The 15,252-nt window shown below is 71.1% G+C and carries 16 protein-coding genes and 1 tRNA gene; 9 read left to right on the forward strand and 8 right to left on the reverse strand.

Features of this window, described 5'->3' with window-relative positions:
• Positions 1–8 precede the first annotated feature (8 nt).
• Entirely contained in the window at positions 9–233 is a 225-nt protein-coding gene (locus tag ACZ7PG_RS16445; RefSeq protein ID WP_470239878.1) for an RNA-binding S4 domain-containing protein, read from the forward strand.
• On the opposite strand, the gene ACZ7PG_RS16450 is transcribed toward ACZ7PG_RS16445, so the two are convergent.
• Positions 230–1,171: an Ldh family oxidoreductase gene (locus ACZ7PG_RS16450; RefSeq protein WP_470239879.1), complete on the reverse strand. Its 942-nt coding sequence runs from the start codon at positions 1,169–1,171 to the stop codon at positions 230–232. The genes ACZ7PG_RS16445 and ACZ7PG_RS16450 overlap by 4 nt on opposite strands.
• Positions 1,172–1,273: 102 nt before the next feature.
• Between ACZ7PG_RS16450 and ACZ7PG_RS16455 the strand changes: the two genes are divergently transcribed.
• The 3 genes from ACZ7PG_RS16455 (at position 1,274) to ACZ7PG_RS16465 (ending at position 2,561) form a co-directional block, all read left to right on the forward strand.
• A complete protein-coding gene (locus ACZ7PG_RS16455) occupies positions 1,274–1,555 on the forward strand; it encodes a DUF2277 domain-containing protein (RefSeq protein ID WP_470239880.1) in 282 nt (93 codons plus the stop codon).
• A gap of 31 nt (positions 1,556–1,586) precedes the next feature.
• Positions 1,587–2,426 carry a patatin-like phospholipase family protein gene (locus tag ACZ7PG_RS16460; protein ID WP_470239881.1) on the forward strand — a complete coding sequence of 280 codons (840 nt, stop codon included), beginning with the start codon at positions 1,587–1,589 and terminating at the stop codon, positions 2,424–2,426.
• A gap of 48 nt (positions 2,427–2,474) precedes the next feature.
• A tRNA-Ser gene (locus ACZ7PG_RS16465) sits at positions 2,475–2,561 on the forward strand.
• Positions 2,562–2,596: 35 nt separating this feature from the next.
• Here the strand turns inward: ACZ7PG_RS16465 and ACZ7PG_RS16470 are convergent.
• Positions 2,597–3,070, reverse strand: a complete 474-nt coding sequence (locus ACZ7PG_RS16470; RefSeq protein ID WP_470239882.1) for a MarR family winged helix-turn-helix transcriptional regulator — start codon at positions 3,068–3,070, stop codon at positions 2,597–2,599.
• Between the two features lie 602 nt (positions 3,071–3,672).
• On the opposite strand from ACZ7PG_RS16470, the gene ypfJ reads away from it, so the two are divergent.
• Positions 3,673–4,599, forward strand: coding sequence for a KPN_02809 family neutral zinc metallopeptidase (gene ypfJ, locus ACZ7PG_RS16475; RefSeq protein WP_470239883.1), 927 nt, complete (start codon positions 3,673–3,675; stop codon positions 4,597–4,599).
• Positions 4,600–4,649: 50 nt separating this feature from the next.
• Here ypfJ and ACZ7PG_RS16480 read toward each other — a convergent pair whose 3' ends face one another.
• Complete coding sequence (locus tag ACZ7PG_RS16480; protein WP_470239884.1) at positions 4,650–6,182, reverse strand: M28 family metallopeptidase; 1,533 nt, start codon at positions 6,180–6,182, stop codon at positions 4,650–4,652.
• A gap of 82 nt (positions 6,183–6,264) precedes the next feature.
• Between ACZ7PG_RS16480 and ACZ7PG_RS16485 the strand changes: the two genes are divergently transcribed.
• The gene (locus ACZ7PG_RS16485; protein ID WP_470239885.1) at positions 6,265–7,242 is read left to right on the forward strand and encodes an NAD(P)H-quinone oxidoreductase; all 978 of its coding nucleotides are present in this window, start codon (positions 6,265–6,267) and stop codon (positions 7,240–7,242) included.
• Here ACZ7PG_RS16485 and ACZ7PG_RS16490 read toward each other — a convergent pair.
• Positions 7,239–8,438 carry a cysteine desulfurase-like protein gene (locus ACZ7PG_RS16490; protein WP_364613373.1) on the reverse strand — a complete coding sequence of 400 codons (1,200 nt, stop codon included), beginning with the start codon at positions 8,436–8,438 and terminating at the stop codon, positions 7,239–7,241. The genes ACZ7PG_RS16485 and ACZ7PG_RS16490 overlap by 4 nt on opposite strands.
• Positions 8,439–8,572: 134 nt before the next feature.
• Between ACZ7PG_RS16490 and ACZ7PG_RS16495 the strand changes: the two genes are divergently transcribed.
• Complete coding sequence (locus tag ACZ7PG_RS16495) at positions 8,573–9,127, forward strand: bacterial proteasome activator family protein (RefSeq protein WP_470239886.1); 555 nt, start codon at positions 8,573–8,575, stop codon at positions 9,125–9,127.
• Positions 9,128–9,184: 57 nt separating this feature from the next.
• Here the strand turns inward: ACZ7PG_RS16495 and ACZ7PG_RS16500 are convergent, their stop codons facing one another.
• The 3 genes from ACZ7PG_RS16500 to ACZ7PG_RS16510 are packed head-to-tail and all read right to left on the reverse strand — an operon-like array spanning position 9,185 to position 12,045.
• Positions 9,185–10,321: an epoxide hydrolase family protein gene (locus ACZ7PG_RS16500; RefSeq protein WP_470239887.1), complete on the reverse strand. Its 1,137-nt coding sequence runs from the start codon at positions 10,319–10,321 to the stop codon at positions 9,185–9,187.
• A gap of 3 nt (positions 10,322–10,324) precedes the next feature.
• Entirely contained in the window at positions 10,325–11,302 is a 978-nt protein-coding gene (locus tag ACZ7PG_RS16505) for a spore coat protein (protein WP_470239888.1), read from the reverse strand.
• A complete protein-coding gene (locus tag ACZ7PG_RS16510) occupies positions 11,299–12,045 on the reverse strand; it encodes a cytidylyltransferase domain-containing protein (protein ID WP_470239889.1) in 747 nt (248 codons plus the stop codon). The genes ACZ7PG_RS16505 and ACZ7PG_RS16510 overlap by 4 nt, the downstream gene beginning before the upstream one ends.
• 41 nt (positions 12,046–12,086) lie before the next feature.
• Here ACZ7PG_RS16510 and pseB point away from each other — a divergent pair, with 41 nt between their 5' ends.
• Both pseB and ACZ7PG_RS16520 read left to right on the forward strand, forming a co-directional pair.
• On the forward strand, positions 12,087–13,070 hold the full coding sequence (pseB, locus tag ACZ7PG_RS16515; RefSeq protein ID WP_470239890.1) for a UDP-N-acetylglucosamine 4,6-dehydratase (inverting): 984 nt from the start codon (positions 12,087–12,089) through the stop codon (positions 13,068–13,070).
• Positions 13,063–14,196, forward strand: coding sequence for a DegT/DnrJ/EryC1/StrS family aminotransferase (locus ACZ7PG_RS16520; protein ID WP_470239891.1), 1,134 nt, complete (start codon positions 13,063–13,065; stop codon positions 14,194–14,196). The genes pseB and ACZ7PG_RS16520 overlap by 8 nt, the downstream gene beginning before the upstream one ends.
• Here ACZ7PG_RS16520 and pseI read toward each other — a convergent pair.
• On the reverse strand, positions 14,193–15,242 hold the full coding sequence (gene pseI, locus ACZ7PG_RS16525; RefSeq protein WP_470239892.1) for a pseudaminic acid synthase: 1,050 nt from the start codon (positions 15,240–15,242) through the stop codon (positions 14,193–14,195). The two genes, ACZ7PG_RS16520 and pseI, sit on opposite strands and share 4 nt — an antisense overlap.
• Positions 15,243–15,252 lie beyond the last annotated feature (10 nt).

A 15,252-nucleotide genomic window follows, 5' to 3' on the forward strand; every position in this document is an offset into this window, starting at 1 on the left:
TGCGGGGTATGAGCGACCCCGTCGACGTACCGATCACCGGCGAGCCGATCCGGCTCGGCCAGTTCCTCAAGCTGGCCGGCCTCGCCGAAGACGGCTCCCACGCGAAGGACCTGATCGACGCGGAGGAGGTCACCGTCAACGGCGAGGTCGAGACCCGCCGCGGCCGCCAGCTGACCGGCGGCGACGTCGTGGCGGTCGGCGAGAACCGCGGCAAGGTCGTCCTGGTCCGCTAACCCACGCTGGTCAGCGGCGGGAGGCCGATCGACGCCGCCAGCGCGTCCAGCTCGCGGCGCACCGGGCCGGACAGCGGCACCCCCAGCGCCCGGCACTGCTCCAGGTGCTGGGCCTCGCGCCAGCCGGGGTAGCGGATCGGCGCACCGCCGTCCCAGCCGAGCATGCTGCCGAAGAGCGCGCTGGCCGCGCGGTAGAAGCCGTCGGCGCTGCGCAGCGTCGTCGGCGCGATCGCCAGCACCAGCAGGCCGGTGTCGTGCTCGTGGTCGGCCACGCCGGAGAGCACCCCGGCGAGGACCTCGACCAGCAGCGTCAGCCCCGCGCCTTCCGAACCGGAGCGGTCCATGTCGAAGACGAACTCGGGGTACGCACCCCCGGGCGCGGCCATGCCCAGGGGGTTCATCGGCTGGCCGGGCTCGCCGCCGGCGGCGAGCACCAGCCCGATCATCGCGTGCGGCAGCGCCCGCGCGGCGTGGTGCCCGGCCCGGCCGAACGGCCCGATGCCGCGCAGCGAGACGAGCCCGACGCCGAAGCGGCCGGCCCGCGTCACCGCCCGGTCCATCGCGTCGCCGACCGCCCAGAGCCCGGGCGCGCGGCGGTAGTCGAGCAGCGCGGCGGCCCCGCGGTCGGCGATCATCAGTGGCTCGGCGTGCGGCACGACGTGCCCGGTCTTCACCATCGGCAGGTGGATCCGGGTCAGGTCGGCGACGCCGGTCTCGGGCGAACCGGTCAGGTCGCCGTGGCAGAGGGCTTCCGCCGCGATGCGGGCGCGTGCTTCGGGGAAGCCGTGGGCGGCGAAGACGTGTGCCACGAGGGTGACCAGCTCGTCGGCCCGCACGCGCGGCCAGGCCTGTTCCGAGATCGGGGTTTCGGGGGTTTCTTCTTCGAGGATGCCGGGTTCGGGGCGGGCGGAGCGGAAGGGACGCGGTCTGAGAGGCACTTCCCCGACACTGCCCAAACGCGGGTTCGCACGTCAACGAGGTTCGCCCGGCCCTACCCGACCGTGTGATCGAAGGCTCCGAAGAGTCGTACCCTGGGCGGCATGTGCCGAAACATCACCACCCTCAGAGGGCTTCAGCCGTCGGCGACGGGCGAGGAGATCGAGGCCGCGGCCCGCCAGTACGTGCGCAAGGTGACCGGCGTGCAGTCGCTGTCGGACGCCACGCGCGAGCCGTTCGAAGCGGCGGTCGCCGAGATCACCGAGATCACCGCGCGGCTGCTGGAGCAGCTGCCCGAGCGCCGTCAGCCGCCGGCGACCATCCCGCCGCTGCGCCGTCCCGAGGTGCGGGCGCGGATCGCGGCCAAGGCCATGAAGCAGGCCTGAAACTGTCGTACCCCCTCGCTAGGCTGGCCGCATGGGCGGACAGGGTTTGGTACTGGGTGGCGGCGGGGTCGCCGGGATCGCGTGGACGACGGGGCTGCTGACCGGGCTGGCCGAGCACGGCCAGGACCTGACGGGCGCGGACCTGCTCGTCGGGACGTCGGCGGGGTCGGTGGTCGCCGCGCAGGTAACCAGCGGCAGTGCACTGGCGGAGCTGTTCGCGCGCCAGGTCGACCCGGCGCGGCAGACGCCGGAGATCCCGGCCGAAATCGACTTCGAGAAGTTCGCGGCCGACTTCGGCGGCGCGGTCACCGGATCGACGTCACCGGCCGAGGTCCGGCGCGCGGTCGGCCGGCTCGCGCTGGCGGCCGAGACGGTGTCCGAAGTGGATCGCCGCGCGGTGATCGAGGCGCGCCTGCCGGTGCACGACTGGCCGGAGCAGCGCCTGGTGATCGTGGCGGTCGACGCCGAGACGGGCGAGCCACGCCGTTTCGACCGCGCGTCCGGGGTGTCCCTGGTCGACGCGGTGGCGGCGAGCTGCGCGGTCCCGGGCATCTGGCCCCCGGTGACGATCGACGGCAGGCGCTACATCGACGGCGGCGTCCGTTCAGCTGAGAACGCCGACTACGCGACGGGCTGCACCCGCGTGACGGTGATCGCGCCGCTGGGGGTGGATTCCCCGCTGCCGATGGAGAAGCCGCTGCTCGAGGTGCTGGACGACCTGCGTGCGGCGGGGGCGGAGGTCACGCTGGTCATCCCGGACGAGGCCTCGATCGCGGCGGTCGGCGAGAACCCGCTGGACCCGGCGACCCGCACCCCGGCGGCGGAAGCGGGACGAGCGCAGGGTGCGGCGTTGACGCTGAGCTGGAAGTAGCCCGGACGCAGGGTGCTCCCGAACCCGTCGGCTACCCTCGTGGGGCGAGGTAGCGTGTCCGAGCGGCCGAAGGAACATGTCTTGAAAACATGCGAGGGGGCAACCTCTCCGTGGGTTCGAATCCCACCGCTACCGCTCCAGGCCCCGGGCGCGCCGTAGCCGCGCCCGGGTCAGCCGTCCACCTCGGACAGGTGGCCCAGCACCCGGTCGAACGCCGCGGCGATCGTCGCCTGCTCCTCGGGGCTCAGCAGGTCGATGAGGTGCTCGCGCACCCCTTCCAGGTGGGTCGGCGCCGCCTTCGCGAGCAGGGCCAGGCCCTCGTCGGTCAGTTCCGTGATCACCCCGCGCTTGTCCTCGGGGTCGCGGGCCCGCCGGACCACGCCCGCGTCTTCGAGCCGGCCGACCTGGTGCGAAAGCCGGCTCTTCGTCGAGCCCATCAGCACGGCCAGCTCGGACATCCGCATCCGGTGTCCGGCCTGCATCTCCAGGCACACCAGCACTTCGTAGTCGGTCAGTGACACGTCGTGCCGCACGGCCAGCTCGCGGTGCAGCACCTGCCGCAGCTTCAGGGTCGCCACGATGTAGGAGCGCCACGCCGCCATCTCGGCTTCGTTCAACCAACGCACAGGCCGCTCCTCGGTCATAAGGCAGCCTAGAACGCTGATCAAGGGACCGCGCGGTCCGAGTCCGAACTGCGTGCCGGTAAAAATGCCGTCGCAACATCACCCGGAGGTGGGGTTACGAAAAGGTTGAGACTCGGCCAGAAAAGGCGCATTCTGCTTGTCTGCGGATGGTCGGCCAGGGTAAGGCGCGGCGACGATGACGTGCCGGCCCGGGCTCCCCGCCGGGAGAGGTCAGGTGGTTGCGTGACGGGTGATCCTCGCGGTTGACCGCCTGCTGTGTCCCCGCGACCGGAACGGTTCACGAACGGGCCGGGCGCGATTGAGGGTTGTTGTGGTCAGGCCGGTGCGCCCCGCGTTCAGACGCGAGGTTTGTCGGAAGTTGTGCACCGGCCGACGGCACAACAATCCTCACCGTGAACAGCACCTACGCGGGCTTCCATGCGTTCACGCATACGGCGTCGATCTGGCCTGTATCGGGTCACGACCTCGGCAGTCGTGACGACAGCGCCTGAACGCCGGCCCGGTCGCGGCCAACCGCACGACCAAAAGACACAACCTCGGTACAGAGCCTGGGTGTGGCCGCCAGCGCGACGGCCGCACCCAGGCTCGTTACCATCGTCGTCGTGAGATTCGACGACGACGCCGGCCTGGACGCCTCCGAGGTCCAGGACCTGCGCGGAAGCGGTGGTGGCGGCGGCGGGATCGGCGGCCGCGTTGCGCTCGGCGGCGGTGGACTCGGCGTCGTCGGAGTGATCATCTACTTCGTGCTTTCCCAGCTCGGTGGGGTGAGCACCGGCGGCAGCGGCCTGAGCGGCGGGCTCGGCGGCGTCGGCTCCGGCCAGGCGGTCGACAACTCGAAGCTGTCCAGCGAGTGCAAGACCGGCGCGGACGCCAACAAGAACCACGACTGCGCGATCGTCGCGGTCGTCAACTCCGTCCAGGACTACTGGACGCAGCAGTTCTCGCGCTCCGGCTCGACCTACCGGAAGGCGCCGACGAACTTCTTCAACGGCGGCGTGCGCACGGGGTGCGGCAGCGCCACCTCCGACACTGGGCCGTTCTACTGCCCGGCCGACTCCGAGGTCTACATCGACCTCTCCTTCTTCAACGAGCTGAAGACCCGCTTCGGCGCGCAGGGAGGCCTCTTCACCGAGGCGTACGTCCTCGCCCACGAGTACGGGCACCACGTGCAGAACCTGCTCGGCACGTCGAAGAAGGGCACCGGCACCGGCCCGACGTCCGGTTCGGTGCGCCTCGAACTCCAGGCCGACTGCTACGCCGGCGTCTGGGCCAACCACGCGTCGACGACGCCGACCGAGAGCGGCAAGCCGCTGATCACCGACGTCACGCAGGACGACATCGCCTCCGCGCTGGACACCGCGTCCCGCATCGGCGACGACTACATCCAGCAGAACCTCGGCGGCGGCCAGGTCGACCGTTCGAAGTTCACCCACGGCACGTCCGCGCAGCGCAAGAAGTGGTTCACCACCGGCTTCCAGACCGGCGACCCGGCCCGCTGCGACACCTTCGGCACCAGCAACTTGGGCTGAGACGCACAGAAAGGGGCCGTCCCGCGAGGGGACGGCCCCTTCTTGCGTGGTTACGCGGTCAGCGCGTGCGGGTCACCGGCGACGGCGCGGGCGGAGAAGTTCCGCTGCGCGCCGCGTTCGGCGGCCTTCTGCTTGGCCGTCTTGCTCTTGCCCGGCTTCACGCCGTTGACGCTCTCGGTGCTCGTCCCGTAGACGCCGACCGCCCAGGCGACCGCGTCCGCGTTGCGGTCGAGCGCGACCCGGTCGAGGTTGCCCAGGTTGTCACAGGCCTGGTGGTAGCACTTGTCGTAGGCGAGACCCGCCGTGCCGCCCCACTTCGCGGCCTGCGCGGCGGTCTTCTGGCCTTCGGCGCCGGTGAAGAGGCCGCCGGCCGGGATGCCCATCGCGATGAACTCGCCGTAGTCCGAGCGCCCGTCGAAGTCGGTGCCCTCGGTCGGGATGCCCGTCGCGTTGAGGTAGCCGGCGAGCGTCTGCTCGATCTGCGCCGAGCCGTACGGGCCGGGGCCCGCGCCGACGCCGTCGGAGTTGTCGCCGTCGTAGGCGAAGTACGCCGCGTTCGGCGAGCCGATCATGTCGAAGTTCATGTACAGCGCGATGTCGAGCTGCTGCTCGAAGGTCAGCGAGTCGACGTAGTAGGTCGAGCCGACGAGCCCGAACTCCTCCGCGCTCCAGAAGCCGAAGCGGACGCCGTTGTTGACCTTCGGGCTGCTCCCCAGCTGCAGCGCCGTCTCGAGCAGGGTGGCCGAGCCGGTGCCGTTGTCGTTGATGCCCGGGCCGGCCGGGACGCTGTCGAGGTGCGACCCCAGCATCACGACGTTGTCCTTGCGGCCGGTCTTGGTCTCGGCGATGACGTTGTAGCTGGTCCGCGCCTCCTGGAAGGCACGCAGCTCGAGCGTCACGTTCTGGCCGCCGAGCGTGGCCAGCTGCGCGCCCGCGGCGGCCGTGACGCCACCGGTCGGGATCCTCGCGGCGGCCGGGTCCCCCAAGGTCCCGTTCAAGGCGCCGTCGGTGTTGTTGTAGACGATCGCGCCGATCGCGCCCGCGTCCGCGGCGGTCGCCTGCTTCTGCGCGAACGAGCAGCCGCCGCGCTTGATCAGCGCGATCTTGCCGGCGACGTCCGCGGTGTAGTCGGTGGCCTCGCAGCCGCTGGTGTCGTCGACCGCGACCACCGAGAGCGGCGCGGTGATGCCGCCGACCGGGGTGTTCGTCGTGTACTCCATCGCGATGACCGGCACGTCCGCGCCGCCCGCGGTCAGCTTCTCCGCGAGGGTCTCGGCGAAGGTGAACGGGAACTCCTGGCGGGTCACCTGGAAGCCGGCCGCTTCGAGCTTGGTCGCGATGTACTCGGCGGACTTCTTGTGCCCGTCGGTACTCGCCGCGCGCGTCCCGCCGTTGGCGTCGGAAATCCGCTGCAGGGCGATGAGGTGGCGGTTGATTCCGCCGACATCGACCTTCTTGACGAGCTGCTTCGCCAGGGCGGGACCGTCGGGAGCCGCTTTCGCGCCGGCCGGGGTCATACCGAGCGCGAGCGTCGTACAGGCGGCCAGCGCCACTGGGACGAGGGTTCTTCGTGTTAGTGACATGTTTGGACACTTTTGTTCCCTATGCCGGGAAGGTCAATGCGTCATTCGGCGGGAACTTCGGTCGCCGGTATACAGTCGACACATGTACGCGATCACCATCCGTGAGCCAGGTGACCCGGACGTTCTCGAGTGGGCGGAGGTCGCGGATCCGCGCCCCGGCCCCGGCGAAGTGCTGCTGGACGTCGCAGCGAGCGCGGTGAACCGGGCGGACCTCCTGCAGCGCCAGGGCCACTACCCGCCGCCGCCGGGCGCCAGCGAAACGATCGGCCTGGAGTGCTCCGGCACCATCGCCGAACTCGGCGAAGGCGTCGAAGGCTGGAACGTCGGCGACGAGGTCTGCGCGTTGCTCGCGGGCGGCGGCTACGCGGAAAAGGCCGTCGTCCCGGCCGGGCAGCTGCTGCCGGTGCCGGCCGAGATCGACCTGATCACCGCGGCCGGCCTGCCCGAGGTGGCGTGCACGGTGTGGGCAAACGTCGTGATGCACGCGAAGCTCGCCGAGGGCGAGGTGCTGCTGATCCACGGCGGCGCCGGCGGCATCGGCACGCACGCCATCCAGGTCGGCAAGGCACTGGGCGCGACGGTCGTGGTGACCGCCGGCTCGGCGGATCGGCTCGACCGCTGCCGCCAGCTCGGCGCCGACCTCGCGATCAACTACAAGGAAGAGGACTTCGTCGAGGTCGTCAAGAAGGAGACCGGCGGCGCGGACGTCATCCTCGACAACATGGGCGCGTCCTACCTGGGCCGCAACGTCGACGCCCTGAAGCAGGACGGCCGGCTGGTGATCATCGGCATGCAGGGCGGCGTCAAGGGCGAGCTGAACGTCGGCGCGCTGCTCGGAAAGCGGGCCGACGTGTTCGCCGCGGGCCTGCGCTTCCGGCCGCTGGACCAGAAGGCGGCGATCGTCGCCGACGTCCGGGAACGCCTGTGGCCGCTGGTTTCCGACGGTCTCGTCAAGCCGATCATCGGGCAGGTCGTGCCGATGGCCGAAGCCTCGTCCGCGCACCGCGCGCTCGAAGAAGGCTCGGTGTTCGGGAAGATCCTGCTGGCCGCGAAGTCCTAACGCAGTTCTTCGAGGACGCGCACGAGCTGGTTGATCTCGAAGACGTTGGAGTAGTGGGCGAGCCCGATCCGCACGGCGCCGCCCACTTCCCCGACGCCGAGTGACGCGAAGACGCCCGCCGCACCGTCGTCGGCGAAGGCGCACAACCCCTGCGAAGCCAAGTACTCGGCGACCTCGGGCGACTTCTTGCCGGCGACCGCGAAGGCGAGCGCGGGGATGCGGCGCATGGCGTTGCCGATGACCATGATGTGCCGCAACGACAACAGTTCCGTCGACAGCTGCGCGAGCAAGCCGGCGTGGTAGGACTTCGCCGAGCCGAGCGAGGTGACCAGCCGTTCGCGGCGCGAGCCGGACGCGGCGTCGTCGAGGCCCGCGAGGTAGTCGATCGACGCGATCAGCCCGGCCAGCAGCGGGTAGGCGTGCGGACCGAGTTCGAGCCGCGCGGCGCCGCGCGCGCCGGGGTCGAGCGAGACGGACGCGATGCGCTCGATCAGCTCGGGGTCGCGGAAGACGAGCGCGCCCACCGAAGGCCCGCCCCAGGCCTGGGCGGACACGACCATGACGTCGGCGCCGAGTGCGTTGATGTCGAGCGGCAGGAACGGCGCGGCGTAGGTGGCGTCGACGACGACCAGCGCGCCGACCCGCTTGGCGAACTCGATGATCGTCGGGACGTCGGGCCGGGTGCCGACGGAACCGGAAGCGAGCGTGACCGCGACGGCCTTGGTGCGCGCCGACACGAGCTGCTCGTACTGCCACGCGGGCAGTTCGCAGGTCTCGATGTCGATTTCGCCCCACCGCACGACGGCACCGACGCGTTTCGCGGCGCGCTGCCACGGCGCGAGGTTGGCTTGTTCGTCGAGCCGCGACACGACGACTTCGTCGCCGATGGTCCAGCGCTCGGCGAGAGCATCGCAGAGGCGGCGCAGCATCACCGGCGAGCTCGGCCCGAGCACGACGGCGGCCGGGTCGGCACCGACCAGGTCGGCCACGGCCCGGCGGGCCGCGGTCACGATGCTTTCCGCGCGTTGTGAGGCCGGAAACGCTCCACCCGGCCCCGACACCGGGGCGCGCATCGCCGTGGAAACGGCCGAAGCGACCTGTTCCGGGACCAGCATTCCGGCGGCGCCGTCGAAGTGAATCCAGCCGTCACCCAGCGCGGGAAAGAGCCCACGGATACGAGCGACGTCGAACGCCATGGGGACACCGTACGGACGTGCGGTTTCGCCGTGCGTCCGGGGTTGGGTGGAGAGCCACCGCGAACCCCGATAGCCGCTACGCTCGGAGACGGACGCCCCGTAGGTGTCGCGGAGCGTGTCGAACGCAAGCCAGGATGGAGCACATGACCGAGCCGAACTTCACAGCCGGTGACCCCGACCAGGAATCTTCACCCCACGTGGTGGTAGTCGGGCAGGACGGCTCGCCTCTCGAGGGTGCGGAGCACGCCGAGGCGGTGGGCGAGCTCATCGAAGAACCGGCCAAGGTGATGCGGATCGGCACGATGATCAAGCAGCTCCTGGAGGAGGTCCGCGCGGCCCCGCTGGACGACGCGTCCCGCACCCGGGTCCGCGAGATCCACCAGACGTCGGTGAAGGAGCTGGCGGCCTCGCTGGCCCCGGAGCTCCAGGACGAGCTGGAGCGCCTGGTCCGGCCGTTCACCGACGACGAGACCCCTTCGGACGCCGAGCTGCGGATCGCGCAGGCGCAGTTGGTGGGGTGGCTGGAGGGGTTGTTCAGCGGAATCCAGACGGCGTTGTTCGCGCAGCAGATGGCGGCGCGGGTCCAGCTGGAGCAGATGCGGCGCGGGTTGCCGGCGGGGCCTTCGGCGGCTGCCGGGGGTCATGAGCCGCACGGGCCGGGGATCTCGGGGACGGGTCAGTACCTCTGACGGGTGATCCGGGGTTGTCCACAGACCGGAGGGGATGTGGACAACCCCTGTGGATAACTACAGCTCGCTGAAGAACGTGCGGATGTCGCCGATCAGGGCGTCCGGTTCCTCCAGCGCCGGGAAGTGGCCTCCTCGCGGGAACTCCGTCCAGCGCACGATCTTGTCCGTTCGCTCCGCCAGCTCCCGGATCGGGAGGCCGATGTCGTCCGGGAAGACCGCCACCCCCGTCGGGACCGTGTTCGATGCCGGCGGGGCTCCCCAGCCTCCCGTCAGGGCCGCGTACAGCCGCGCCGATGAGTTGGCCGTCTCTGTGAACCAGTAGATCGACACGTCCGCCAGCAGGTCGTCGCGGTCGATCAGGTCCTCTGTCGTGTTCGAGAACGAGCGGAACTTCTCCGCGATCCAGGCCAGCTGGCCGGCCGGGGAATCGTGCAGGCCGTACGCAAGCGTTTGCGGCTTGGTCGCCTGGATGATCGCGTAGCCCGTTCCGGATGCCGAGAACGCCTGGCCCTTCTCCAGCGACCGGCGGCCGAGCTCCTGGTCCGGCAGGCCGGCGAGGTCCGCCGGTGTCCGCGCCACCGCCGATGCCAGCATCGTCACGTGGATCCCCAGCAGCCGCTCCGGGAACTGGGTCGCCAGCTCGCGCGAGATGATCGCGCCCCAGTCGCCGCCGTGGGCTCCGAACCTCTCGTACCCGAGCTGGGTCATCAACAAGGCGAACGCGCGCGCCACGCGGTCCGGGCCCCAGTCGGACGTCGGGGTCGGGCCCGAGAAGCCGTAGCCTGGGATCGACGGGACCACCACCGTCAACGCCGAAGCCGGGTCACCTCCATACGCGCGCGGGTCCGTCAGCGGGCCGATGACGTCCAGGAACTCGACGATCGAGCCCGGCCAGCCGTGCGTCAGCAGCACCGGCGTCGCGGCCGGCTCCGGGGAAACCACGTGCAGGAAGTGCACCTTCGTGCCGTCGATCGTCGTCGTGAACTGGGGGAACGCGTTGATGCGCTCCTCCTGCGCCCGCCAGTCGAAGCCCGTCCGCCAGTACTCGGCCAGCTCGCGCACGTAGTCGACCGGCGCTCCGAGCCGCCAGCCGGTGTCGGCGGGCTGGTCGGGCCAGCGCGTGTTCGCCAGGCGCGCGCGGAGGTCGTCGAGAGCTGCCTGCGGGATGTCGATGCGGAACGGGGTGATCGTCATGCTTCAACGATAGGAGGGATCGCGGACAGATCCGGTCCTCGATTCGAGGCGATCCAGCACCCGATCCACGCCGAGACCATCCACTGTGGACGACGCCGTCGCCGACAACCGCTGCCGGAGGGCCGGGTCGGACAGCAGTGAACGCAGGACTTCCGTCACCGACGGCAGCCGGTCGGCCAGGGAGTCCGCGTGGCCGAGCCCGGCCGCCAGGCCGAGCTCCAGCGCGGCCCGGTAGCCCGCTTCCTGGTTGTCCACCAGCTGTACCGCCGCCGTCGGGACGCCGAGGCAGCACAGCTCCACGAACGTCACTCCGGACGCGCTCACCGCGACGTCGGTCGTCGCGAACAGCTCCAGCAGCGCGGGACTCGGCGCCGCGAAGCGGATCGACTGGCCCGGCAGCAGGTCGGGCAACGAGTGTTCGCCGCGCACCAGCACGTCCGCCACGAACGGCAGTTCCGTGTCGCGAAGCGCGCGAAGCAGCAGCCCGACCGTCGGCGCCCACTGGGCGGCGCCGCCCAAGGCCACGGTGACGTGCGGCGGCGGTTCGGAAGGCACCCGGCGCGTGGACCGCACGACGTCCCGAAGCGGTGCGTACGCGATCCCCCGCAGCAGTACGTCCGAGCCGTCGTCGGGCCGGGGAGCGGGCGCGAAGCCCGAGTCCACGACGATGTCCGCGGGCCGGCGCCCGAACACGTCGTCCTCGATCGAGACGAGCAGGGCGCCCGCCGCGTTGACCTCTTTCCGCAGGTCACCGAGGCGGTAGTGGTCGACGAGCACCGCGTCGAACCCGGCGGGGTCGAAGGGCACGCGCTCGACGCCCAGCTCGTCGAAGCGCGCGGCGAGCCACTCCGCGTTCTCGACCTGACCCGAAAACGCCACCTTCCAGCCCCGCGCCACCGCCCGCTCGGCGTAGGCGACCGCCCGTGAGACGTGCCCGGCGCCGATCGATGCCGACGAGTCCGCGCGCAGGAGCAGCCTCACGAACCGACCTTCTTCTGCTCGACGTCCGCGTTCAGCGCCACCAGGTCCGGCCGCGACCGCAGCAGCGCGACCACCGCCCGCCAGTCGCCGACGCCGTCACCCAGCTCGGCCACGACCGCCGACAGCAGCTCCCAGTCCTCGACGGTGTCGAGCGTCACGCGCAGGTCTTCGGACGCCGGGCTCACCACGATCCCGGTGCACGAGTAGCGCGCCGGCTGCGAGTAGATGCCCGAGGTCACGTGCTCGCGGTCCGCGCCGGTGGCGGACGAAACCTGCTCGACGAGCACGGCGGCCCGCACGAGCTCGGCGTCGAACCCGCGCGGCAGCGTCCGGACCAGCGTCGTGCTCACGTAGTCCAGCGACGGCTGGGCCCGCCACAGCGCCGCGAGCTGGCCGATCAGCGCCGGGTCCAGCAGCGGGCAGTCGGCGGTGAGCCTGATCACGGCGTCGGCGGGGTGCTCGCGCAGTGCCACGCCGAAGCGGTCGAGGACGTCGTCGAGCGGGCCTCGGACCACCTCGGCGCCGCAGCGGGCGGCTTCAAAAGCGACCTCGTCGTCCGAAGCGTCCGAAGACGTCGCGACGACCACCTGGTCGACGCCGGGCGCGGCCGCCGCGGCCCGGACGACCCAGCCCAGCACGCTGCGGCCGCCGAGCGGGCGCAGCACCTTGCCGGGGAGCCTGGTCGACGACGACCGGGCCTGGATGACGGCGTTGACCACGGGTGCTGCACGCATGGGTGACATGATGGCCGACGGCCACAGTCACCGAAACGCGGAGGTCAACGATGTCCGAGCTGGATGGCTCCAGCATCCTGCTCACCGGCGGGACCGGTTCCTTCGGCAAGGCGTTCATCGCGCACGCGCTCGCCGAACTGAACCCGAGCCGGCTGGTCGTGCTCTCCCGCGACGAGCTGAAGCAGTACGAAGCCCGGCAGTTGTTCAACGACGACCCGCGCCTGCGCTGGTTCATCGGCGACATCCGCGACCGGCGCCGGCTCGAGCGCGCCATGCACGGCGTCGACTACGTCGTGCACGCCGCCGCGCTCAAGCAGGTCGACACCGGTGAGTACAACCCGTTCGAATTCGTCCAGACCAACGTCATGGGCTCGCAGAACGTGATCGAGGCCGCGATCGACACCGGCGTCAAGAAGGTCGTCGCGCTGTCGACCGACAAGGCGTCCAGCCCGATCAACCTCTACGGCGCCACCAAGCTGTGCGCCGACCGGATGTTCATCAGCGGCAACCACTACGCGGCCGCGCACGTGACGCGCTTCTCCGTGGTCCGCTACGGCAACGTGATGGGTTCGCGCGGCAGCGTCATCCCGTTCTTCCGCAAGCTGGCCGAGCAGGGCGAGTCGCTGCCGATCACGCACAAGGACATGACCCGCTTCTGGATCACGCTCCCCCAGGCCGTGCGGTTCGTCGTCGACTCGTTCGACCAGATGCACGGCGGCGAGCTGTACGTGCCGCGGATCCCGAGCATGCGGCTGGTCGACCTGGCCCAGGCGATCGCGCCGGGCAGCGAGATGCACGAGGTCGGCATCCGCCCGGGCGAGAAGCTGCACGAAGAGATGATCGCGCCGGACGACGCGCGCCGGACGGTCCAGCTCAAGGACCGCTACGTCGTGCAGCCGCACCTCGCCGGCTGGGGCTTCCAGCCGCCGGCGGACGGCACGCCGATGCCGGAGGGCTCCGCCTACCGCTCGGACACCAACGACCTCTGGCTGAACGGCGAGGAGCTGCGCGAACTGGTCGAGCAGCATGCCTGACTTCCTCCCCTACGGACGCCAGTCCATCAGCGAAGAGGACATCCAGGCCGTCGTCAGCGTGCTGCGCGGCGACTGGCTGACCACCGGGCCCGCGGTCCAGCAGTTCGAGAACGACCTCGCGGCGCACACCGGCGGGACACCGGCGGTGGCCGTCACGTCGGGCACGGCTGCCTTGCACGTCGCCTACGCGGCGGCCGCGCTCAAGCCGGGTGACGAGGTCGTCGCGTCGCCGATGACGTTCGTCGCCACCGCCGCGACCGCCGCCCTGCACGGCGCGAAGGTGGTCTTCGCGGACGTCGAGGCGGACACCGGCAACCTGGCCGTCGAAGCAGCGAAGGCCGCGGTGACCGACCGCACCAAGGTCGTCGCCGCCGTCGACTACGCCGGGCACCCGGCCGAGCTGGACGCGCTGGGCGAGATCGCGCACAACGCGGGCGCGCTGCTCCTGGAGGACGCGGCGCACTCCGTCGGCGGCTCCTGGCAGGGCCGTCCGGTGGGCTCGATCGCCGACCTGACGACGTTCTCGTTCTTCCCGACCAAGAACCTCACGACGGCCGAAGGCGGCGCTGTCGTCACGCCGGACGCGGGTCTGCTCGACCGGGCGCGGAAGTTCCGCAACCACGGCCTGGTCCGCGACCGCGCCGAGCAGCGCTACCCGGACGAGGGCGGCTGGCACCAGGAGGTGCACGAGTTCGGCCTGAACTACCGCCTGCCGGACGTCCTCTGCGCGCTCGGCAGCAGCCAGCTGACCCGGCTCGCGGAGTTCAAGAAGCGCCGCGCCGAGATCCACGCCCGCTACAGCGCGGCCCTGGCCGACGTCGACGGCGTGGCGACGCCGCCGAGCCGCCCGGGTGCCGACCCGGTGTGGCACCTCTACCCGCTGCGGGTCCTCGAAGGCCGCCGCAAGGCGCTGTTCGAGCACCTGCGCGGGGTCGGCATCGGCGTCCAGGTGAACTACGTCCCGGCGTACTGGCACCCGGTGTTCGAGGACCTCGGCTACCGGCGCGGGCTCTGCCCGAACGCCGAGGCGTACTACGAGCAGGAGCTTTCGCTGCCGCTCTTCCCGTCGCTGACCGACGCCGACGTCGACCGCGTTGTCGACGCCGTGCGCGGGTTCTTCGGCTAGATCAGGTCCCAGGTCAGGGGCGTGCCCTTCGCGGCGTCGACGCGGAAGGTGCGCCCCACCACGGTCGTGATCTCCCCCGGGGCCAGACCACCGGCGGGCCGGATCGACCGGACGTTCGCCGGCGTCACCTCGTCGCCCGCACGCACGTCCTCGACGACGTAGAGGGACCGGCGCAGCCGCAGGCCCTCCTTCTCGCTCTCGCGCGGGCCCAGCACGGCCTGCCCCAGCGCCTCCCAGGCCCGGTGCGTCTCGGTGACCAGGGCGGCCAGCTCCGACGGCTCCAGCGAGAACTCGGAGTCGACGCCGCCGTCGGCCCGGGCGAGCGTGACGTGCTTCTCGATGGCCACCGCGCCGAGCGCGACGGCCGCGACCGGCGCCCCGATGCCCGGGGTGTGGTCGGAGAGGCCCACCAGCGTCTGCGTGAGGCCGGCCAGCAGTGGCAGCCCGCGCAGGTTGCTCTCGGTCGGCGACGCCGGGTAGCTCGCCGTGCAGCCGAGCACGATCAGCTGGTCGTTGCCCGCGTTGCGCGCGGTGCGCACCGCGGCGTCGATCTCGGCGACGTTCGCCATGCCGGTCGAGATGACGAGCGGCTTGCCCGTGCGAGCGCACAGGTCGATCAGCGGCAGGTCGACGATCTCGGACGACGCGATCTTGTACGCCGGCGCGTCGAGGGACTCCAGCAGCTCGACCGCGGTCGGGTCGAAGGGGCTGGAGAAGATCTCCAGCCCGCGAGCGCGAGCGCGTTCGAAGAGCGGGGCGTGCCATTCCCAAGGCGTGTGCGCCTTTTCGTACAGTTTGTACAGATTTTCCCCGCCCCACAGGGAATGCGAGTCCCCGATCCGGAACGCCGGGGTGTCGACGTCGATGGTGATCGTGTCCGGGCGGTAGGTCTGCAGCTTGACCGCCTGCGCGCCGGTTTCCGCGATGGCGTCGATGATCGCCAGTGCCCGATCGAGGTCGCCGTTGTGGTTGCCGGACATCTCGGCGATGACGAACGGCGCGTGGCCGGGGCCGATCGTGTGCGCGCCGAACCGGATGTCGTGCATGGTGCCTCCC

The sequence above is a fragment of the Amycolatopsis sp. NPDC114504 genome, assembly GCF_055633595.1.